Source organism: Paraburkholderia sp. GV068 (assembly GCF_003058125.1).
GTDB classification, from domain to species: Bacteria; Pseudomonadota; Gammaproteobacteria; order Burkholderiales; family Burkholderiaceae; genus Paraburkholderia; species Paraburkholderia graminis.
On record NZ_QBUB01000026.1, the window covers coordinates 1 to 21,751 of the forward strand.

Genomic DNA, 21,751 nt, shown 5'->3' on the forward strand with positions numbered 1-21,751 from the left:
GATAGTGCGGATTACCCGTGTGAAAGTAGGTAATCGTCAGGCTCCCCAGCAGTGTCAGAAACCCCACCCCGCAAAGGTGGGGTTTCTGCGTTTACACGGCGGAACAAAGGGCGGAACAAAGGGCGGAACAAAGGGCGGAACAAAGGGCGGAACAAAGGGCGGCAAAATGCGGCGCGCCGTCACGGCCCGCCCATGCGCAGAGCGCCCGCATAGCCAGTCAGTTCCAGATACGCCCGCCCGAGCTCCGCGCCATCGCGGCTCACCCGCGCCGCGCCTTCCCAGTACACCGCGCCGGTGGACTGCCGCGAGTCCAGTTCCTGATCGTCCATCAGCGGATCGAGCTGCCAGGTCAGCGCGCCGGTCCTCACCGTCATCGCGACCGGATACGGCGTGTCGGTGCGCGGTGAACGCCACGTGCGGCGCGGCGTGAACTCGACCTCGTTCGGGGCGAAAGTCGTGACATGTCCATCACGATCGCGCATTGCAGCGTGCGCCCAAATAGCGTGTCCGTCGCGGCCGCGCACCTTGAAGGCCATTAAAGCCGATCCGTCGAACAGATTAGCGCCCAACCAGTCCCATCCCACTGCATTCGCATCGAGCAGGGTGCTCGACCATTCGTGATCGAGCCATGCAACGCCTGTTACCGCAGTGACGGATTGCGATGAACCGCCTCCAGTGACAGGCCTTGTGACGCTGCCCGACACACGCAGTTGCGGCTCGCTGTAGTAGTAGCTCGCCTGTTCCGGTCGCGGGCCCTTGCGGGAGTAGCCGCGCTCGCCTTGAATCAACGGTGCCTGTGTCGGTGTTAGCGTGAGATGCAACGTGAATTCGCCCGCATCGACGGCGACATCGTAGCGGCCATCCGCGGCACGGACGATTTTCCATGCATCGAGCTTCACGTCGGTGTTGGCGGGCTTCGCATACGCAAGCCCGAACCCCTGGCGCGCAATCCGTTGATCGTGCACGAGATGACCCAGTGCCGGATCACTCAGCGCCGCGTGCGCAATGATCAATTGAGAAGGCGCAAAAGTACTCGGGTCCGCGGCATCGTGGCCCGTTGCGGACCGGAAGAAAGTGATCTGGAAACCAAGCGGCTTGTTGTCCGGCGTGTTGAGCCAGCCCGTCGCGTACCACCACTCGGTGCGAAAATCGGCGTGAGCGCCAGTGTCCATCGGCAGCACGATGGGACGTTCTTTTGTGACGACGGCAAACTCCGGCGTTTCGCCGAATGCCGGCGAAACAGTGAGTACGGTAGAAAGGAACAAGACAGAAACTCGCGGACGTACACGCCAAAACCGCGCAATGCGAAGCCTGATCTCAACCGCAAGGCGAAGAACCGCCGCGCGCCGCACGAGTCCGCACGTCGACGAGAAGCGCAGCCGCGTTCGCATCACCAGTCCTCCTTGACGGCGCGCAGCGCATCGACGGAAACCGCGCCGCGTCCCGCGAGCACGGCCGTCGAGCACGACGACGCCAGCATCACCAGTGCAACGGTGCCGAGAATAATCCACGGAACATGCAGCGACATGCTCCAATGAAACGATTGCGGATTGACGACGAATACAAGAATCAGGCTGATCGCAAACCCGAGAACGAAGCCCATTGCAATGCCGCATGCCGTGAGCAGACCGCCCTCGAGTGCGAGTACTGCGAGGATCTGCGAGCGCGTTACACCGACATGCCGCAGCATGCCGAACTCACGAGCGCGCGCGAGCGTCTGTGCGGAGAACGTTGCGGCCACACCGAACAAGCCGATAACAATCGCGACCGCCTCGAGAAGATAGGTGACCGCAAAGCTCCGGTCGAAAATCACGAGCGTGCGCGCACGAATGTCGCCGGGCTGCGCGATCTGCAACATCGCGCCGAAAGGTAGTGCGCGCAATCCGGCTATTACGCTTTCGACGCTCGCGCCTCGTTCGACGCTTACCGCGACATCGGTCGCACTCATGTCGGTGGTGAGGCGCCGATAATCGGCGAGCCGTATCTGTATCGCACCGCTTTGCCGCACATAGTCGCGCCACACGCCGGCCACGACGAACGCGTGTCCGCGCTCGCCAATCGGCAAGTGAACACGCTGTCCGAGCTTATAGCCGTATAGATCGATCATTGCTTCGGATACCCAAACAGGTGTTTCGTCGCCGTGCAGATCACGAATACCGAGTACAGGTCCCGTCATTTGCAGATTCGCGCCGGGATCGGCCACATCGATTTCGCGGGCAAGTATCGCGATGTCGGGGCGCGCGGGGGCGAGTGTGATATGCGACGCGCGCGTAAAGGCCGCTCTCGCAACGCCTGGGACGCTTGCAAGCCGGCGCTGCTCATCGGCGCTGAGGCCGCCGGTGTCGCCGTTCTGTGCGACCCGTACATAGAGATCGGCCGATAGCAGATGCACGAGCCAGTCTTCGACGGACACGCGAAAGCTCGCGACCATGATCGCCATCGCCACGATCAGCGCGAAGCTCGACAACACGCCGCCCATTGCAATCGACGCATGACCCGGCGCATTTGCAAGGCGTGCGAGCGCAAGCGTACTCGCGACGCCGCTGCGCGGCCGCGCAGCCAAACCGCGACTCGTTGCACCGAACACAAGGGCGGTCACGCGCGGCATCAATGCAATGCCGCCGATAAGTAACAACGCGACGGCCACATAACCGCCAATGGGCGCGTCGAACCAGGGCGGCGCTTGCGTCAGCAGCGCCGCGATCAGCAGGCATAGCAATGCAGGCCACGGCGTGGCGAGCCGCGCGAGCGCGCCTTCTTCGGCGCCTGCCTTCAGTGCCGACGCGGGCCGTGCGCGTGCCGCCTCGAGTGCCGGCGCGAGACTGCCGAGAACAGCCACCGCGATGCCGAGCGTCAAAAAGAGTGCGCTTGCAAGCGGTTCGAAGCCGACCTGCGGTTGCACGCCGGGAAAATAGCCGCCACCGAGATCGCTGCCAAAAAAGCGCAACGCGCCCGCAGCAAGCGCATAACCCAGCGCAAGGCCGCATAGCGAACCGAGCAAGCCGAGCAGCGCGCCCTCGAAGAGAATCTGACGCAATAGCTGGCCGCGTGTCAGTCCGAGTACGCGCAACATCGCAAACTGCGCACGACGACGCACGACACTCAACGCCTGCGTCGAAAAGACGAGAAACGCACCGGTAAAAAGCGCGACGAGCGCGAGCACGTTCATGTTGATTCGATAGGCACGCGAGAGTCTGTCAGTGCGGCTTTCGACGTCGCGCGTTTCCGCAATGATCCATTGACTACCTAGCTCTTTCTGCAGATCGCGCTTGAAGCGCTCGCGATCAACGCCACGTTTGAGCTGCACGTCGATGCGCGACAGTTTGCCGACCTTGCCGAATTTCCACTGAACGGCCGCGATATCCATGATGGCGAGCCGTTGCCCTGGCCGTGTTCTGGCGATGCCGCCGGCCACGCGCAAATGCACGAGCGCGGTGCCGTTTTGCAGCACGACCTGATCGCCCGTCTTCACATGCAGCCATTGCTGCGCGGCGGTGGAGAGAAACACGGCGTCGGAGGCGAGCGTGTCGAGCGGCTGCGCGGCTGACGGAACGCCGATCAGATCCGGCGCAATGCGGCTCGCCCTGAATACGTCGATGCCGAGCACCGGCAACGCGGCGTTATATTCATGCACGCTGACGTCGAGCGCCAGTACGGGGCTCGCGAGTGCGACGCCCGCTCTTGTGGCCACGCGCGGATAAATGGACTCGTCGAATAGAGGTTGTGCGCCGCGTACTTGCAAATCTGCCTGGCCCGAAAGACTGCGCGCCGCAGCGGAGAACTCGTTGAAGGCTGCACTGTTGATGAGTTGCACTGCATAGCCGAGCGCCACGCCGAGCGCGATCGTTGCAATTGCAACGAGTGCCCGTCCGCGATGACTGCGCCATTCGGCGCCGAGCAGCCAGCGCGCGAGAGTGCGATGCCCGCGCGTGCGCGCGGGGCGGTAGGAATCAGCGGGCGTCATCGACTGAACGCGCTGCAGGTTGCGAGCCGTATTCCGCGGGTGAAAGCGCCTGTGCTTGCGATGCGGGATGCAAGGCGCCGTCGCTGAGAATCAGGATGCGATCGGCGATCGCGGCCGCGGCCTGCGAGTGTGTGACCATCATCGTGGCCGCGCCGGTCGCCTTGCTTTGCGCGCGAAATAACGCGAGCACGCCATGCGCGGTGTCCGGATCGAGGTTGCCTGTCGGTTCGTCGGCGAGAATCAAGGTAGGGCGATGCACGAGGGCGCGCGCGATGGCAACGCGTTGCAGTTCGCCGCCCGACAGTTGCCGCGGAAAATCGTCGCCACGGCCTTCGAGCCCGACTGCCGCGAGCATGTCGAGCGCGGCGGAAACGGGCAGTTCATTTAACAGCAGCGGCAATGCGACGTTCTGCGCTAGCGTCAGATGTGGCAGCACGTGAAAGGCCTGAAAGACAAAGCCGAGTTTCTGACGACGCAAACGCGTCGCGGCATTGTCATCCAGACGCGAAACGGCAGCACCGCCGATCATCACCTCGCCGCTGTCCGCCTGATCGAGGCCGGCGATCAGATTGAGCAGCGTCGATTTGCCGACGCCCGAGTCGCCCATGATCGCCACGAATTCGCCGGGCGCGAGCGTGAAATCCAGATTGGCGAGTACGACTCGGCCGCTGCCGTACTTCTTGCTCAGCCCGCGGCACTCGAGCGCGGGTATCGCATCTTCGTCACGAAACTGCATGCATGGTCCGCAAAGTACTGTTGATCGCTGAGTATATTCGGCTTCTGTAAGGTGCGTCGGCGCATCGGCTTATTAGTGTCGCGCGGCGCCTTGCGCGAAAGTTGGCTGACGCTCGCGCCTTCTTTCGGGCGCGCGACAGAACAAAAATTTTTCGCGCTTTATAAAAAAGCTCTGCGCTACAGGCCGAAAAGAGCAATCGGGGAATGCCGTACGACGAGTACCGCGAGTGCCTTGCATGCGGAGCCTTGAGCGGACCCAAAAAAGTTCTCCCAAAGAGCCGGCAAAAGTCCGCTTCCTTCAGCAACTGCGCGACGTCGCCACCAGGTTTCGTGGGGGATTGTGCAAACGCACATTTTGATCCGTTGCGCAAGAGGCCACCGGCGCAACAATCCATTGCCTACGGCATTCGCGCATTGTTGCGATGCAAAATTATTCTTATCTTGGTAACCTTCCACCCTTGTCATTCGACTGCGGGTAAACGTGAACTCCGGCACTGCCGATTCACGCGAGTCCGATCAATAGAAGCCTACATTTTCGCTTCAATACTTTCCAAATAGAAAGCATTGCGGCGGCGTTTTGTACTCCAAGTTTCGATAGAGCACATGCCATTGCCTCTTCTTAGTCTACTTATCTGGATCCCTATCGTCGCCGGCCTGGTGCTTCTGCGCGCGGGCTCCGACGCCGCACGCGGCCGCACGCGCTGGCTCGCGTTGATCGGCGCCGTTGCGGGTTTCGTGCCGGTGATTCCGCTGGTCGCGACCTTCCGCAATGACGTCACGTCGATGCAATTTGTCGAGAACTTCCGATGGTCGCCGACATTCGACATCGCGTGGCACGTGGGCGTCGACGGTATTTCGCTGTGGCTCGTCGCCTTGACTGCGCTGACGACGATCATCATCGTGGTCGCTTCATGGGAGTCGATCACCGAGCGAACCGCGCAGTACTTCGGCGCCTTTCTGATGTTGTCCGGCTTTATGCAGGGCGTATTCACGTCGCTCGACGGCATGATGTTCTTTGTCTCGTTCGAAGCCACGTTGATCCCGCTCTATCTGTTGATCGGCACATGGGGACATTCCAATCGTTCATATGCCGCAGTGAAGTTCTTTTTCGTGTCGTTCCTCGGCTCGCTGATGATGCTGATGTCGATGCTGTATCTGTACAGCCAGACGCACAGTTTCGATCTCGCGCTGTGGCGCGAAACGCGGCTTGGCACGATGCCGCAAGTACTGATCTTCCTTGGCTTTCTCGCGGCATTCGGCGTGAAAGTGCCGATGTGGCCGTTGCATACGTGGTTGCCCGACGTGCACCTCGACGGCCCCACCGGCGCCGCGGTGATGATCGGCATGCTGAAACTCGGCGGCTATGGTCTGCTGCGCTTCGCATTGCCGATCGCGCCGCAGGCCAGCCATTTTTTCGCGCCGATGATGATCACGCTCTCGCTCGTCGCCGTGATCTACGCAAGCCTTCTCGCGCTCGTGCAGACCGACATGCGCCGACTGCTCGCGTATTCGACGGTGGCCCATATGGGACTCGTTACGCTGGGTCTTTTCGTGTTCAACCGCATCGGTCAGGCCGGCGCGATTGTGCAGATGCTGTCGTATGGCGTGGTGTCCGGCGCGATGTTGTTGTGCACGGGCATGCTTTACGATCGCACGAAAACTGCCGCCATTGACGAGTACGGCGGCGTTGCGAATACGATGCCGCGTTTCGCCGCTTTTGTGATGTTGTTCTCGATGGCGAATATCGGTCTGCCGGGTACTTCCGGTTTTGTCGGCGAATTCATGGTGCTGATGGGCGCGATTCGCTTTAACTTCTGGATCGGCGCAATGGCGGCGTCCACGCTGATTCTGAGCGCGGCTTACACGTTGTGGATGTACAAGCGCGTGATTTTCGGCGCGATCGCAAATGCGCGAGTCGCGGGATTGAAAGATCTCGGTAAGCGCGAGTTTGTATTGCTCGGCGCAATGGCGCTGCTGGTGCTTGCAATCGGACTGGATCCGAAGCCTTTCACCGATGCAATCGATCCGTCTGTCGGTACGTTGCTGGCGCAATCGGAGCGCTCCACGCGTCCGGAGCCGACACATCGCGATGGCGGCGAACACCTGCAAGCAGCGGCGCCCGCAGCGGTTGTTGCGGTGACGCGCACGCCAGGGTGATAGGGTAGTGTAAGGCCGGAATAGTCGATTCCTGTTCGGCAAAATGCGCGCACAATAGACGCGGACGCAGACGCAATATGCGGCATAGGCCGCATATGTCGCATCTGCCGAACGGAGCACGAATCGCACTTTTCATGTAGTCAAACACAGGAGAGCCCATGAGTCAGCAGAAAGCCGTGGAGTATTCCGCAGCGTCACCCGAAGTCAAAGCCGTGTACGACGATATCAAGGAGACGCGTCAGGTCGACGACGTCAACAACTTCTGGAAGTACATCGCGCAGCATCCGCCGACTCTCGCGCGCACATGGGACACTCTGAAAGACGTGATGAAGCCCGGCGCGCTCGATCCGTTAATGAAAGAGCTGCTCTACGTGGCCGTGAGCGTGACGAACAACTGCGGTTATTGCGTTGCGAGTCACACGGCCGCCGCTCGCCGTGCGGGTATGACCGACGAGATGTTCGGCGAACTGCTTGCAGTAGTTGGCATGGCTAACGAAACCAACCGCCTCGCGGTGGGATACCGCGTGCCGATCGACGCAGCGTTCGAGTAGCCCGATTCACGCCTTGCCGCGCCACGCGGCAAGCAAGCCGGGCAAGTCGCTCATGTCCCGAAACACCTGCACGATGCCCGCCGCGCGCAACGCGGCTGCGCTGCTGTGCCCGAATTCATTCGGGCAGTAGCCGAACACCGTCGCACCTGCTGCCACGCCGGCAGTCGCGCCGGTCACCGTATCTTCGACGATCGCGCAGCGCGCCGGGTCCACGTTCAGCGCCGCCGCCGCTGCCAGATAAACATCGGGAAACGGCTTGCTGCGGGGCGTTTCGTGACCGCTAAAGATGCGGCCCTCGAAGCACTCTAGAATGCCCGCCTTCGTCAATTGCAATTCGACTTTCACGCGGTCCGCGCCGGACGCAACCGCAATGCGTCCATTCAACGCTGCATGAATAGCGCGAACCGCTGTGACAGCGCCCGGAATGGCGGCCAGTTCTTTATCGAGCGCTGCGTTGCGGCGCGCGCGGAATTGCATCAGCCAGTCGGTGGTGATCGCCACGCCGGTCTGCGCTTCGATCAACGGCGCTTCGTCCTTCACTGCCTTGCCGACGAAAATCCGCATTGTCTCTTCGATGCTCAATTGCCAGCCTAATTCGCCGAGCATTTCGGTGAGCACGCGGTTCGTAATCGGTTCTGAATCGACGAGCACGCCGTCGCAATCGAAAAGTACGGCGTCGAAGGGGAAATCGGCCATCGGTTGGAGTAGGGCAAGAGGTCGCGGAACCGGCAAGGATACCTCAACGGCTCGCGAGGCGCTGCGCAGCCTCACTCACGAGCCGCCCTCGCGATACCCATCGCTCAGCGTCTTCATAAACGCGATGATGTCCTGAATGTCCTCCTCGCTCATCGCGGGCTGGTCGCCCGGTTTGCGGTCGAAAGGCGCGTCGGAAACATCCACGTTCACGTGATATTGCGCGGGCAAATCGTTGTACTTCTGTACGTGGCCCGATGCATCGCGAGGATAGATTTTTTCCGGCGACGTATTACGCAGATTGTAGAAGTCCATCACCTGCTTCAGGTCGTGATAGACGCCATTGTGGAAAAACACCCTGCGGTTCGCGACATTGCGCAGCGTCGGCGTGAGGAACATGCCGCAGTATTGCGTCTGTTTCGCGAGATCATCACGAAACGGCCCACATACCCCCATATCGAAGAACTTCGGGTCCCTGTTCGCGGGAATGGCGGGATTGCGCGGCACGCCAAGCGCTTCATATTGCGTGTCGGTGAACACGGGCGGCAGGCCGTCCCTGGTCGGCTGACTCAAATGGCAGCCCGCGCAGTTGGCCTTGTCCTTATCGTTGAACAATTGCAGGCCGTGCAGTTCGGCATGCGTGAGCCGCGCTTTGCCTTCGAGCCAATAATCGTACTTGCTCGTGAATGCGTGAAACGACGGATCTTCGATCTGATAGCGGCCCACCGCGAACATCGCCTCGGAGATCAGCAGGCTCGGGTTCGCGGCAATCGCCGGCCCGAAGATCTGTTTGAACTGGTCGATGTACTTTGTCTGTAGCAACTTGTGCGCGACGTCTTCCGGCGTCTTGTTGGCCATTTCCACTGGATTGGTCAGCGGGCCAATTGCCTGGTCCTGCAAAGTATCGGCGCGGCCGTCCCAGAAGAGTCCGCCTTGCGGCACCATCGCCGGAGCGGCGGGCGCGGCGAGGGCGGTCTTCTGTGCGCGCTGCACGCCGGCGGCTTGCGAAGCGAGTTGCGTGAGATCGACGGGCGCGTCGGTGTCGCCCTGATCGGGGCCAATGCTGAACGGCGCCTGCCGATACAGATAAGTGAGCGACGGCGGCGGACGATAACCCGCTTCATTCATATGCGCGCCACCGAGCTGAACCGGAAATGCGTTGTCCGGCGAATAGGAATTCTTTGGCGAGTGGCACGACGCGCAGGATTGCGTGCCCGAAGCCGACAGCGACGGGTCGAAGAAAATCTGCTTGCCGAGCAGTGCGACGGCGCTCAACGGCGCGCGAGCGGGTCGCATTAGATGCACGGGGTGCGGATTCGCGCCGGTGATCTCTTCAACGATTGCGCCGACAGAAGCCGGCATGCGCTCGGGATAAACCAGTGCATACGCGCCAAGCGCAACGGCCGCAATCACGCTGCACGCAGCGCCCCATGCAGCGAGTTTCGGCAGCGAGCGGCGCGTGACAATGGGACCCGGTTCACCGCCGGCGGGAAGGGTCGGCGGCAGGGCGGCGTCTGAAGATCGGTTCATGGCGATGATGACGAATAGTGCTTCGTATACGATGAAAAAAGCGAATCGAGCCAGCATGCGGGGGCTGGCTCGACGCCTGATTACGCTTGTGCGATGAGTTGCGCGCGGCCGTCGAAAGACGGCAAGGTTCGCGCGCAACCCAGGCTCACGCTTACGCTCAGATTGCCGGCGCGGTCGCGAGCTTCGTGCCGAGGTTCTGATCGAGATACAACGGCGGATTGTTGCCCGAGCCCGCGAAGTCGAACATGTTCATGATGCTGCCCGCGGTCGCATCGAACGAACCGCCGCCGATGCGTTGCCCACCCAGCCAGTTGTCCTCGATGAACTTCACGACCGATGCCTGCGTGATCGCCGTGTCGTCGACGAAATTGGCCTTCGCCCACGGCGACACCACGACAAACGGCGTGCGCGTGCCCGGACCGCAACGGCCGTTCACCGCGCCGCCGTTCACGCCTTGCGGCTGCACCGCGCCGGCTGCCGTGCATTGGCCCGCCGCGCTCAGGTTGTCGCTGCCCGCCACCGTCTTGCCGCCCGCCGATTGCGCGGTCGTCGAGTCGAACGACGAACTCGTCGGCGCCTTGTAGCGATGGTCGTACCAGCCGTCCGAATCGTCATAGGCGATGATCACTGCCGTGTTCTTCCAGTCAGGCTGCTGTTGCAGGAAGTTGACGACCTTCGTGACGAATGCCTGTTCGTCGATCGGGTCCGAGTTGCCCGGATGGCCGTCCTCGACAGCCGGCGCCTTCAGGAAGCTGACCGACGGATAGTTGCCCGCCTTCACCGCGGCAAAGAAATCATCGGTGTCGTACTGGTGATGAACCGGCGTTGCCGTGTTATCCAGCGGATCGGTCGCACCGATCACAGCCGTCGACGAAGGACGCGTATGCGCGAGGTTCGCCGTGCTCGCGTAGTACTGGAACCACGCATGGTGCTGCACGTAGTCGGTCTTCGTCGCGTTGAGCACCTGCGAGAACGTCGAGCGCGCGCAGCCGGTTGTGCCGTTTGCGTTGACCGTCTGCAGATTGAAGCCGCCCATGAAGCCGCCCCACGTGATGTTCTTCGCGTTGAGCAGGTCGCCGATATTCTTGTTGTTCGACGACATCGTGCCCGTCACGGTGCTGTTCGCCGCGAGCGTGCAGACGTCGCCCGTGGGGTCCAGGTCGCCGACCATCGTGAAGCCGCCGGCCGAATCCGGAATCGCGTTGCCCGACGTGCCGCCCGCAATGATCACGCCGTTGTTCTGCCCGGACACGACTGCGAGCGCGCCCGGTGTCGACGGACCATACGTGTCGGTGTACGCATTCTGGTTCATCGCGAAGTGCTGCGCGTAGTTCCATAGCGCCGTGACCGTGTTGCCGTCGAAGTAGCCGAGCACCTGGCCCTTCGTCGCAAACGCGCCCGTGCTGCCGGCGATCGTCGAACCGGCCGCCGTGAAGAGCGGGAACGAGTCCATCGCGCCGTTGTTGTACGCGAGCTGTTCCGCGGCGTACGCGTGGTTCTGGCTCGACGTGTTCGCCTGCGAGCGGTCGAGGCGAAACGGCAGCAGATCCGCGGCGGGAAGGCCGAGACCGGCAATCGTCACGGCACCGACCGTGCGGCCCGCCGTATTCGGCGACGTTGAAAGCGCATTCGGATTCGTCGCGATCAGGTTGTTGTTCGCGAGGTTGTTGACCGCCGGTGTGCCCGCGGCTGCCGTGAACTGCGGCTCGCCGACGGGATTCGCCGCTTGCGGATAAGTGGCGAAGTAGTGATCGAACGACACGTTCTCGCCGAAGATCACGACGACGTGCTTGATCGGCGTCGCGGTCGCCACGGCGTCCTGCGCGGTCACCGTGGGCGCCGGCGACGAAGCCGGCGTCGACGACGCGGTCGAATTGACGCTGTGATCGCTGCACGCGGCGAGCGTCAGCAACGCGGCAAACGGGATGGGTAACAGGGTTCTGCGCAACATGTGACAGGCTCCAGATTCGACTTCGCCGTTCAGCGCTTCCATTGATGCACGTGTGGAGTCCGCTGAAGATCTTGTTTATTGGAAATGGTGCTGCGCCTGTCGACGTGCGCGCGGCAGCCCCGACAGGCTGCGCGCATTGAAGCATTCGATGATTAAGATTTAAGGGCGCGCATATTACGCTGGCTCTCGATCGCCATTCATTTGCATAACGCTTGCTGACGGTCTGCTGTCATGCTGTGCCGCGAGCCGCGCGGCAATTGGCGGGCGCGGGATTTGCCCGAAAAACACGAGTCGGCACGCCAGATGCTGCAACACGCGAACCCGGCCCACGCAGTGCGCCGTCTCCACGGTTCGCTGCCGCCATTCGTTACTTCTTTCGAGGACTTTGCCATGACAGTGAAGCTCAAACCCGTCTCCCAGCAGGTCATCGTCATTACGGGCGCGACGAGCGGCATCGGTCTTGCGACCGCGCGTCTTGCCGCCAGCAGGGGAGCGCGCCTGATGCTGATCGCGCGCGACGAGGAAGCGCTCCGCACGCTCGCCACCCAACTCGGCGATCAGGGGGCGCTTGTTGAATACGCGGTCGCCGACGTGAGCAACCAGGCGCAATTGCAGGCCGCCGCGGACAAGGCCATCGCGCGCTTCGGCGGATTCGACACCTGGGTGAACAACGCGGGCGGCTCGATTTTCGGACGCTGCGCCGATGTTCCCATCGACGAGCAGAAGGAGTTGTTCGAGACCAACTTCTGGGGCGTCGTGCAGGGATCGATGATTGCGCTTGCGCACCTGAAGCAGCGCGGCGGTGCGCTCATCAACCTGGGCAGCGAGCTATCCGATATTGCATTGCCGCTGCAAGCCGCTTACGTTGCGTCCAAACATGCAGTGAAGGGATACACCGACACGCTGCGCATGGAGTTGATCGAAGAGCGCGCGCCGGTTTCCGTCACGCTGATCAAACCATCGGGAATTCATACGCAGTTCGTCGAGCACGCGCGCAATCATCTCGACGTGCAGCCGAAGTTGCCGCCGCCCGTCTATGCACCGGACATCGTCGCCAAGGCGATCCTGCATGCGGCGTGCACGCCGGTTCGCGATCTGTATGTGGGCGGCGCATCGGCGGCGATGGTGACGTTCGCGCGTCGCGCGCCGAACCTGTACGACCGTGTGATGAGCCGCATCGGCATTGCTTCGCAACGTACGCAGGAACCGCCGCGCACGCCGGACGGCAATCATGGCGATGACGGCGCGTTGCGCGAGCGTTCGGGACAGAGGCGCAGGGTGCTGGAGTCGAGCCTGTACACGCAGGCGTCGATGCATCCGCGGCAAACCGTCATGCTCGCTGCCGGTGCGGCCGCGGTGTGGATGCTCGCGCGTTATGCGAGGTCGTCGCATGCGGGGCGCGTGTGAGCGGCGCGCCGTTGGACTTGTGATTCACATACCGGGACAAAGGGTAGCGCCGTATGCGCGTAACGCAGTGCGAGGCGCAACCCTTCGTCGTCCGATGCAATCCGGCAGGACGCCGTTGATCATGTGAAGCCAGAGGCGCTTAACCTCCGCCGTTCGGCGTGGCCACGGTCAGCTTGTTGGACACCGATTTCACACCGGCGACATTCTTCGCCACGTCCTCGGCTTGCGGAATCTGCGCACCGTCAGGCACCGATCCGGTCAACGTGACCGCGCCGCCGCGAGCCCGAACGTATACGTTCGACACGTCGAAGCCTTGTGCCTTGGACAACGCCTTGCGCACGTCGAGGCCGAGCTTGCGGTCCGTCTTTTTCACCGCTTTTGTGCGCGCAGCCGACGATGCGGTCGTGTCGGCCATTGCCGCATCGCTCGCTTGCGCATACGCGCTCGACGCCGTGGCGACGCACAATGCAATGCCGAGCGCCTTCAAAAGATTGACTGTTTTCACGTTTTCTCCATCCTCGAAAAGTTAATGTCGCTTCGTTGCATGCAAAAAACACACGCCTGTGAGCGGTTTTCTTCTCACTGGGAGCGTCCTGTTTTGTTCAAGCGTGCCGCGGCGGCGCTCCCGGCGCGCTTAAACAATAGCTCAGCACGCGCGCTCATGCAGAAAAAAACTGGCCGTGGCGCGAACTGCCGAGGTGCTGGCAACAACACGCGCGATGCGGTTTGGCATTAAGCTCTGACTGCGGCCGTGCATGGCATCATCGCGCGGTATCCGCGGCAGTGAACGATGCGTTCTGAACAAACTGAATGCAATTGCCAACTTGAGAGGAGTTAGCCATGAAGCCCATTGCCATCAAACAGATGATGCTCGGCCTCGCCGTATCCGCGCTGGTAGCAGGCGGCATGCCGCTTGCCGCCGCGCAAACCACGACCGACACGAACGCGCAGACCGCCCAACCTGGCGCGACCGGCGCGAGCGGCACCGCCAAGCCGACCAAGGCGGAGCGCAAAGCGGCACGCAAACAGGCTCGCGCAAAGAAGAATGCCGAGTTGAAGAAGCTCGAGGATGCGGGCTATCAGCCGTCGCGCAACGACCCCAACTATCCGGACGATCTGCAGAAGGCGCAGAAAAAAGCGGGCATCGGTACGGGCGCGAGTCAGTAGGTATTCATCCGCAATCATTGCAGTCGTGCGGCGCGATGCTCGTGCTGCACGCGTAAAAACGCGTGATAAGGCGCTGACCTCGGCAGCCTTCGCAGGCGGCTGCTGCAATGGCTCGCCGCTCGGTGAGAGCTCTTAGCGGACGCGTTGTCTCCTGGTGTTTCGCGTGTCATCTGCGTTTCGCCAGACGATTCCCGACGCGAGTTGGCGTTGACCACCAACGTCTGTTGCGCCGCGACACCCCCGCATTTCGTATTTCCTCGCCGTTTTTTGCTCCAAAAAAGCCTTCATTTGGCTTGGAACGACATCTTCGGCGCACTTCGTCGATATGCGTCAAACCCTTGCCCAGAAAGGCTTCCACGCTGGCGCGACAGCAACCACGCGACATAGGTGTCGTATTTCCACATGTGGTTGTCGCAAATAGTCGGCTAGTCGCACTTTTTTCTGGCAACTATGTATGCACAGCGCGGACGGACGTCCGCCACAGCTTTGCATGGGACCAGAGTAAGGTGCTAAAGCACCAACTCCGGCCCACATAGGAGAGCATTCAATGAATTCCCCCAAGGTCGTGGTCGAAGGGCTGTGCAAGGTGTTCGGCACCAACTCGAAACAGGCGCTCGGCATGCTGGCAGGAGGCGCGACGAAAGAAGAAGTGTTCGCGCGCACCGGTCAGATCGTCGGCGTTCACAACGTATCGTTTGAGGTCAAGGAAGGCGAGATCTTCGTGCTCATGGGCCTGTCCGGCTCCGGCAAGTCGACGCTGATTCGCCTGATCAACCGGCTCGTCGAGCCGTCGGCAGGCAAGGTGCTGATCGACGGGCGCGATGTGGCCAGCGTGCCGCGCGGCGAACTGACGGCGCTGCGCCGCAAGGACATGAGCATGGTGTTCCAGTCCTTCGCGCTGATGCCGCAACGCACGGTGCTCTCGAACGCGGCGTTCGGGCTCGAGGTGGCGGGCATCGGCCGCAAGGAACGCGAAGCGCGCGCGATGACGGTGCTCGAGCAGGTCGGCCTCGCGCCGTTCGCGCAGAAGCTGCCCGCGCAACTCTCGGGCGGCATGCAGCAGCGTGTGGGTCTTGCCCGGGCGCTGGCCGTGAACCCGTCGCTGATGATCATGGACGAAGCGTTCTCCGCGCTCGATCCGCTCAAGCGCAAGGAAATGCAGAACGTGCTGCTCGATCTGCAACGCGAGCAGCAACGCACGATTCTGTTCGTCTCGCACGATCTCGAGGAAGCGATGCGCATCGGCACACGCATCGCGATCATGGAAGGCGGCAAGGTCGTGCAGATCGGCACGCCGCAGGAGATCATCACCAATCCCGCCGACGACTATGTGCGCGCGTTCTTCGAAGGCATCGACACGAGCCGCTATCTGACGGCCGGCGATCTGATGCAGACCGACGCCGTGCCGCTGATGCATGCGCACTCGCCGCAGATCGACGTGTCGAGCGTGGCCGCCACGCTGAACGGCAGCGCCGATTACGCCTTCGTGCTCGACAGCGAGCGCAAGATTCGCGGCTTCGTGTGCCGCGACGAAACGGGCAACGCGTCCGCGAAGCTGAACTACGTCGAATGCATCCGACGCACGACGCCGCTCGACGATGTGGTCCAGCGCGTCGTCGCGAGCCGCGCGCCCCTGCCGGTCGTCGAAGCAGACGGCTCCTACTGTGGTTCGGTCAACAAGACGAACGTGCTGCACGTTCTCACGCGCCATCGAGGTTCCCATGTCTGAAATCATTCCACTTGGCGCCTGGGTCGATCACGGCGTTCACTATCTGCTCGACCACGACGCAAAGACTTTCGATTCCATCGGCAAGGTCATCGAGAGCTTTGCGGCGATCGTCGAACACGGTCTGCAAGCGGTGCCCATGTGGGCGCTGATGGCGTTTTTCGTCGGCATCGGTTTGTGGCGGGTGGGCTGGCGTTTCGCGCTCTTCACGTTGCTCGCGATGCTGCTGATCTACGGTACCGGCTTCTGGGATCAGATGGTCATCACGCTCGGCCTCACGCTGTCGTCCACCTTCATTAGCCTCGTGCTCGGCGTGCCGCTCGGCATCTGGACCGCGAAGAGCCGCACCGTCGAGATGATGGTGCGCCCCGTGCTCGATCTGATGCAGACCATGCCCGCGTTCGTCTATCTGATTCCGGCCGCGATGCTGTTCGGTCTTGGCCGCGTGCCCGGCATTCTGTCCACCGTGATCTTCGCGATGCCGCCTGCAGTGCGTCTCACGTCGCTCGGCATCAAGCACGTGAACCGCGAAATTGTGGAAGCGGGACAGGCGTTCGGTTGCACGCCGTGGCAGTTGCTCTACAAGGTGCAGTTTCCGAACGCGCTGCCGTCGATCATGACGGGCGTGAACCAGACCATCATGATGGCGTTGTCGATGGTGATCATCGCGTCGATGGTCGGCGCAGGCGGTCTCGGCAACGACGTGCTCGCCAGTATTCAACGGCTCGACATCGGGCTCGGTTTCGAGAGCGGACTCTCGGTCGTGATGCTCGCGATCATTCTCGACCGCATCACGGAGAGCTTCGGCCGCTCGCCCGGCATGGCACGCGCGCCGCTCCTCTCGGGTGTGCGCAATCTGATGAAGGTGCGCCGGGCGCCGGCGGCGCAGCATAGCTGAGCCGCCCATGAAGCGCGACGCGATCACTCCGATAGAAGCCCCGTCCGGGTCGCCGCTTTCCCGACTCGCGCACGTCGGCTTCCTGACGCTGCCGAATTTTTCGATGATCGCGTTCACGAGCGCGGTCGAAGTGCTACGGATGGCTAACTATGTCGGCCGCGCGGAGCACTACAGGTGGTCGGTCATCACGCCGGACGGCGAGCCGGCGCGAGCCAGCAACGGCATCACCGTCAAGCCGACCACCACGCTCGAACAGGCCGGCATGCCCGACGTGCTGATTGTCTGCGCCGGATGGCACGTGCGCGATTACGTGGACGACACGGTGATCGCGCTGCTGCGCGACGTGGCCGCGCAAGGCATTCCGCTCGGCGGCATCTGCACGGGACCGTATGCGTTGCTCGCGGCGGGTCTGCTCGACGGTTATCGCTGCACCGTGCATTGGGAAGACATGTCGCCGCTGCACAAGAGCTTCCCACATGTGCGTTTCGCCGACGAACTCTTCGTGATCGACCGCGACCGCATGACGTGCACGGGCGGCACGGCGCCGCTCGATCTGATGCTGAACCTGGTCGGCATGCGGCTTGGCCACTCGGTGGCGGCGCAGGTGTCCGAGCAGTTCATCGTGGAAAGGATTCGCGGCTCGACCGACTACCAGCACATTCCCGTCGATGCGCGCGTCGGCTTCACGCGCGCCGAGTTGATCGAAGTCGTGCGACTGATGGAGGCGAACATCGAGGAGCCTCTGTCGCTCGACGAACTCGCGCGGCTCGTGCGTTTGTCGCAGCGTCACTTGCAGCGCATGTTCAAGATGTTCCTGAGCGTATCGCCGACGCACTATTACCTGACGCTGCGCCTGCGCCGCGCGCGTGAACTGCTGCGTAACACCGACGCGTCGATCGCGCGCGTGACGGCGGTCTGCGGGTTCCATTCGCCGTGCCATTTCAGCAAGGCGTATCGCGCGCAATTCGGTCATGCGCCGAGCGTGGAGCGGCGGCTGTCGGCATAAAGAAGCAGTCAAGCATTCATCACCCTGAGACCCTGAGGAACCGCCATGAAACGTTTGTGGGCTGCGTCGTTGTGCGCGCTGTCTGTGTCGTCCGTCACTTCCGCTATTGCCGCCGAACCTGCCGCGTGCCGCGACGTGCGCTTTGCCGACGTCGGCTGGTCCGACATTGCGGCGACGACCGGGCTTGCATCGACGGTGCTCGAGGGACTCGGCTACAAGCCGACCAAAACGATCGCTTCGGTGCCGATCACGTTTGCCGGCGTGAAGAGCAAACAGATCGACGTGTTCCTCGGTTACTGGTCGCCGACGATGGACCCGATGATCGATCCGTTCAAGAAAGCCGGCCAGGTGAATGTGCTGCCCACACCCAACCTTACCGGCGCGAAGTACACGCTGGCGGTGCCGGATTACGCGTATCAGGCGGGCATCAAGTCGTTCGCCGACATCGCGAAGAATTACGACAAGCTCGGCGGCAAGATCTACGGCATCGAACCGGGTAACGACGGCAATGCGCTCATCAAGAAGATGATCGACAGCAATCAGTACGGGCTCGGCAAGTTCAAGCTCGTGGAGTCGAGCGAGGCGGGCATGCTGGTCGAAGTGAACCGCTCGATTCGCGACAAGAAGCCGATCGTGTTTCTCGGCTGGGAACCGCACCCGATGAATGTGCAGATGAAGATCGATTATCTGTCCGGTGGCGACGACGTGTTCGGTCCGAATTACGGCGAAGCAAAAGTGATGACGGTGACGCCGACCGACTATGCGACGCGTTGTCCGAATGTCGCGAAGCTCGTGTCGAATCTGCATTTCACGACCGACATCGAGAACCACGTGATGATGCCGATCATGAACAAGGTCGATCCGAATAAAGCCGCGCGCGAGTGGCTGAAGGCGAATCCGGCGGTGCTGGATCAGTGGCTTGCCGGGGTGAAGACGTTTGATGGGAAGGATGGGTTGCCGGCAGTTAAGGCGTTTGTGGCGGGGAAGTGAAGCGGGAGTTTCGCGCCGCGTTAGGTATGCGGCGCGAAAATTGGTGCTGCGCGATTTGAGGCCATCAATAAGGGCCTCAAATCGAGATTTCGAATTGGACGCTTCGATTCAATACCTCAAATCGCCTGCGCCCGCCCCGGAAACGTCTCATCATAATCACCGCTATCTTCCGCTTCCGCCGCTGTGCCGCGCTGCTCGCGGTACATCATCGGCGGCAAACCGAATTGCTTGCGAAATTCGCGGCCCAGATGCGATGCATCGGAAAAGCCGCAACTCGAAGCAATGTCAGCCACCGTTTTGTCCGAACTCGTCAACAACCACGCAGCCGTGCGTAACCGCACCTGCTTCGCGTAAGCCTGCGGCGCCTTGCCGGTTTGCGCCTTGAAAAGCCGCTCCAATTGACGCGGCGACAAGTCCAGCTTGCGCGCCAGTTCGTCGAGCGATAACGAACGGCCCACGTGCTGTTCCATCAGCAGAATCGCACGCTTAACCTTCGGATGCGCGGCAGGCGCAAGTCCCGGCGGATGCGGCTGCGGCGCGTTGCCTTTTTGCATGTCGTCGACGAGCAGAATGCGCAGCGCCTTCTGCACCGTCGCCGTTTCGAAGTGGCGCAACAGAATAGCCGCGGCCACGTCGATGGACGCGCGTCCGCCCGAACACGTAATACGCCGCCGATCGATCACGAACAGCCGGTCGGCCACCAGCGCCTCTTCATTGACCGACGGAAATCGCTCGATGAAGTCCCAGTAGTGAAACCAGCTCACGCAAATCCGATAGCCGTCGAGCACACCCGCGCGCATCAGCGAGAACACGCCGGTGCACATGCCGACGAGCGTGGCATCGGCGGCAGCGGCGCGTCGAATGAAGGCGAGCGTCGCGTCGCTCGCAGCCGGTCCCGAATGCAGCAGGCCACCCACCACGACCACGTAATCGAATGGCTCGGCGCCGTCGAACGTTTCCCACGGCGTGATCTGGATGCCGCAGCTCGCGCGCACCGGAGCAAGGGTTTCCCCTATCACGCTCCACGAACAGCGCACGGGTTTGCTGAAGTCGCCTTCGTCCGCGGACAGACGCAGCAGGTCGACGAAACCCGAGAACGCCGTCAGCGTGAAGTTCGGCAGAAGAATAATGCCGAAGCGGATGCGCTGCTTCGGCGCACCGTCGATAGATTGAAGGGGAAGCGGTTCAGCGGAGTTCATGCAATGCAGCCGGAGCGAAAGAAGAGTTGAGCCAAGCATAGCACCGCGATGCGGCGCGGCATGCATCGTAATGCGGCGGAGGCGGCAACGGCAATCGCCATCGGGCCGGGCCAATGCAGCGCCAATGCAGCGCCTGTCGAAAATACGTCAGAAGCCTTCGTAAATACGCCGCGACGCTTGGCGCGCAAGGCGCTTGACGCCACTATCCCACTGTCATGCCGTTTTTATTCTATCGGTTCAATTTGACGTGCGGTGCAATAGGGCCTGTTTCAACGGATATCCCGCCAAACCGGCATTGCAACGCACAAGGAACGCCATGAACGTCAGCGTCTTCGATCTCTTCAAGATCGGCATCGGTCCCTCAAGCTCGCACACGGTCGGGCCGATGATCGCTGCTTGCCGCTTCGCGTCGCATATCGAAGATGCCAATCTGCTAGCCTTCGTGCGCCGCGTGAAGGTCGAGCTGTTCGGCTCGCTCGGCGCGACCGGCAAGGGGCACGGCACGGACAAGGCGGTGTTGCTCGGACTCGAAGGCAACCTGCCGGAACTGATCGACCCCGACACGATCGAGCCGCGTTTGCAGGCCATCCGCGAGACGAAGCAGCTTGCGTTGCTCGGCAAGCACACGGTGAAATTCGACGAGCGGGAACACATCGGCTTTTTCCGCAAGCTGATGCCGGGCGCACCGGGTTCGAGCATCGTGCATCCGAACGGCATGCGCTTTCAGGCATTCGACGAAAACGGGCAACTGCTCGTAGAAAAAGAGTATTACTCGATTGGCGGCGGCTTCGTGGTGAATCGCGAAGGCGATCGCGTGAACGGCGTGCGCGCCGGCGCGGAAGTGCCGCATCCGTTTCGTACCGGCGATGATCTGATGCGCGTGTGCCGCGAAACCGGCCTTTCGATCGCGCAAATCACGCTGAAAAACGAATGCGCGGCGCGCCCGGAACAGGAAGTGCGCGACGGCCTGCTCGCGATCTGGCGCGCGATGTCGGCTTGCGTCGAACGCGGCTGCAAGGTGCGCGGCGAATTGCCCGGCCCGATGCATGTGAAGCGCCGCGCCGCCGACCTCTGCGCTCAATTACGCTCGCGTTCGGAAGAGTCGCTGCGCGATCCGCTTTCCATGCTCGACTGGGTCAATCTCTACGCAATGGCCGTCAACGAAGAAAACGCCGCGGGCGGCCGCGTCGTGACCGCGCCGACCAATGGCGCAGCCGGCGTGATTCCCGCCGTGCTGCACTACTACGTGAAGTTCATGCATGCGTCGAACGACGAGGGCATCGTCGACTTCCTGCTGACCGCTGCCGCTATCGGCATCATCTACAAGGAAACCGCGTCGATCTCGGGTGCCGAAGTGGGCTGCCAGGGCGAAGTCGGCGTGGCCTGTTCGATGGCCGCCGCGGCGCTCGCCGCCGTGATGGGCGGCACGCCGACGCAAGTGGAAAACGCCGCGGAAATCGGCATGGAACACAACCTCGGCATGACCTGCGATCCAGTCGGCGGACTCGTGCAGATTCCGTGCATCGAACGCAATGCAATGGGCGCGATCAAGGCGCTCAACGCCGCGCGCATGGCGATGAAGGGCGACGGCCAGCACTACGTGTCGCTCGATAACGTCATCAAGACGATGCGCGAAACCGGCGCGGACATGAAGACGAAATACAAGGAGACGTCGCGCGGCGGCTTGGCCGTGAACGTCATCGAATGTTGAAGCACGCATTGCATATTTCATGAAGCACCAGGCAGCAAGCACCGACAGTACCCACAAGGATCAATG

17 protein-coding genes are annotated in these 21,751 nt (G+C 62.0%); 9 read left to right on the top strand and 8 right to left on the bottom strand.

The window, feature by feature from the left end:
* Positions 1-179: 179 nt before the first annotated feature.
* The 3 genes from C8K18_RS31230 to C8K18_RS31240 are packed head-to-tail and all read right to left on the bottom strand — an operon-like array spanning position 180 to position 4,700.
* Positions 180-1,391, bottom strand: coding sequence for a lipocalin-like domain-containing protein (locus C8K18_RS31230; RefSeq protein ID WP_107710913.1), 1,212 nt, complete (start codon positions 1,389-1,391; stop codon positions 180-182).
* Positions 1,391-3,964, bottom strand: a complete 2,574-nt coding sequence (locus tag C8K18_RS31235; RefSeq protein ID WP_107710912.1) for an FtsX-like permease family protein — start codon at positions 3,962-3,964, stop codon at positions 1,391-1,393. The genes C8K18_RS31230 and C8K18_RS31235 overlap by 1 nt, the downstream gene beginning before the upstream one ends.
* Positions 3,951-4,700, bottom strand: a complete 750-nt coding sequence (locus C8K18_RS31240) for an ABC transporter ATP-binding protein (protein WP_006052209.1) — start codon at positions 4,698-4,700, stop codon at positions 3,951-3,953. Before C8K18_RS31240 ends, C8K18_RS31235 begins: the two co-directional genes overlap by 14 nt.
* A 602-nt stretch (positions 4,701-5,302) precedes the next feature.
* Between C8K18_RS31240 and C8K18_RS31245 the strand changes: the two genes are divergently transcribed.
* Both C8K18_RS31245 and C8K18_RS31250 read left to right on the top strand, forming a co-directional pair.
* A complete protein-coding gene (locus C8K18_RS31245; protein WP_107710911.1) occupies positions 5,303-6,856 on the top strand; it encodes a NuoM family protein in 1,554 nt (517 codons plus the stop codon).
* A gap of 158 nt (positions 6,857-7,014) precedes the next feature.
* Positions 7,015-7,407, top strand: coding sequence for a carboxymuconolactone decarboxylase family protein (locus C8K18_RS31250; protein WP_006052207.1), 393 nt, complete (start codon positions 7,015-7,017; stop codon positions 7,405-7,407).
* A 6-nt stretch (positions 7,408-7,413) separates the two neighbouring features.
* On the opposite strand, the gene C8K18_RS31255 is transcribed toward C8K18_RS31250, so the two are convergent.
* The 3 genes from C8K18_RS31255 to C8K18_RS31265 form a co-directional block, all read right to left on the bottom strand.
* Positions 7,414-8,103, bottom strand: a complete 690-nt coding sequence (locus C8K18_RS31255; RefSeq protein ID WP_107710910.1) for an HAD family phosphatase — start codon at positions 8,101-8,103, stop codon at positions 7,414-7,416.
* Between the two features lie 75 nt (positions 8,104-8,178).
* Positions 8,179-9,768, bottom strand: a complete 1,590-nt coding sequence (locus tag C8K18_RS31260; protein WP_375135828.1) for a cytochrome-c peroxidase — start codon at positions 9,766-9,768, stop codon at positions 8,179-8,181.
* 19 nt (positions 9,769-9,787) lie between these two features.
* Positions 9,788-11,581, bottom strand: a complete 1,794-nt coding sequence (locus tag C8K18_RS31265; RefSeq protein ID WP_107710909.1) for a phospholipase C — start codon at positions 11,579-11,581, stop codon at positions 9,788-9,790.
* A gap of 390 nt (positions 11,582-11,971) precedes the next feature.
* On the opposite strand from C8K18_RS31265, the gene C8K18_RS31270 reads away from it, so the two are divergent.
* Positions 11,972-12,988, top strand: coding sequence for an SDR family oxidoreductase (locus tag C8K18_RS31270; protein WP_107710915.1), 1,017 nt, complete (start codon positions 11,972-11,974; stop codon positions 12,986-12,988).
* A 139-nt stretch (positions 12,989-13,127) separates the two neighbouring features.
* Here C8K18_RS31270 and C8K18_RS31275 read toward each other — a convergent pair whose 3' ends face one another.
* Positions 13,128-13,493 carry a BON domain-containing protein gene (locus C8K18_RS31275; RefSeq protein ID WP_107710908.1) on the bottom strand — a complete coding sequence of 122 codons (366 nt, stop codon included), beginning with the start codon at positions 13,491-13,493 and terminating at the stop codon, positions 13,128-13,130.
* Positions 13,494-13,828: 335 nt separating this feature from the next.
* Here C8K18_RS31275 and C8K18_RS31280 point away from each other — a divergent pair, with 335 nt between their 5' ends.
* From C8K18_RS31280 to C8K18_RS31300, 5 genes are all read left to right on the top strand, one after another.
* Positions 13,829-14,155, top strand: coding sequence for a hypothetical protein (locus C8K18_RS31280; protein WP_107710907.1), 327 nt, complete (start codon positions 13,829-13,831; stop codon positions 14,153-14,155).
* 547 nt (positions 14,156-14,702) lie between these two features.
* Positions 14,703-15,884 carry a glycine betaine/L-proline ABC transporter ATP-binding protein gene (locus C8K18_RS31285; RefSeq protein WP_107710906.1) on the top strand — a complete coding sequence of 394 codons (1,182 nt, stop codon included), beginning with the start codon at positions 14,703-14,705 and terminating at the stop codon, positions 15,882-15,884.
* Positions 15,877-16,779 carry a choline ABC transporter permease subunit gene (gene choW, locus C8K18_RS31290; RefSeq protein ID WP_006052199.1) on the top strand — a complete coding sequence of 301 codons (903 nt, stop codon included), beginning with the start codon at positions 15,877-15,879 and terminating at the stop codon, positions 16,777-16,779. The genes C8K18_RS31285 and choW overlap by 8 nt, the downstream gene beginning before the upstream one ends.
* 7 nt (positions 16,780-16,786) lie before the next feature.
* Positions 16,787-17,785 carry a GlxA family transcriptional regulator gene (locus tag C8K18_RS31295; protein WP_053860604.1) on the top strand — a complete coding sequence of 333 codons (999 nt, stop codon included), beginning with the start codon at positions 16,787-16,789 and terminating at the stop codon, positions 17,783-17,785.
* Between the two features lie 45 nt (positions 17,786-17,830).
* Complete coding sequence (locus C8K18_RS31300; RefSeq protein WP_006052197.1) at positions 17,831-18,775, top strand: choline ABC transporter substrate-binding protein; 945 nt, start codon at positions 17,831-17,833, stop codon at positions 18,773-18,775.
* A gap of 116 nt (positions 18,776-18,891) precedes the next feature.
* On the opposite strand, the gene C8K18_RS31305 is transcribed toward C8K18_RS31300, so the two are convergent.
* Positions 18,892-19,974 carry a GlxA family transcriptional regulator gene (locus tag C8K18_RS31305; protein WP_006052196.1) on the bottom strand — a complete coding sequence of 361 codons (1,083 nt, stop codon included), beginning with the start codon at positions 19,972-19,974 and terminating at the stop codon, positions 18,892-18,894.
* 316 nt (positions 19,975-20,290) lie between these two features.
* Between C8K18_RS31305 and C8K18_RS31310 the strand changes: the two genes are divergently transcribed.
* Positions 20,291-21,685 carry an L-serine ammonia-lyase gene (locus tag C8K18_RS31310; protein ID WP_107710905.1) on the top strand — a complete coding sequence of 465 codons (1,395 nt, stop codon included), beginning with the start codon at positions 20,291-20,293 and terminating at the stop codon, positions 21,683-21,685.
* The last annotated feature ends 66 nt before the right edge of the window (positions 21,686-21,751 follow it).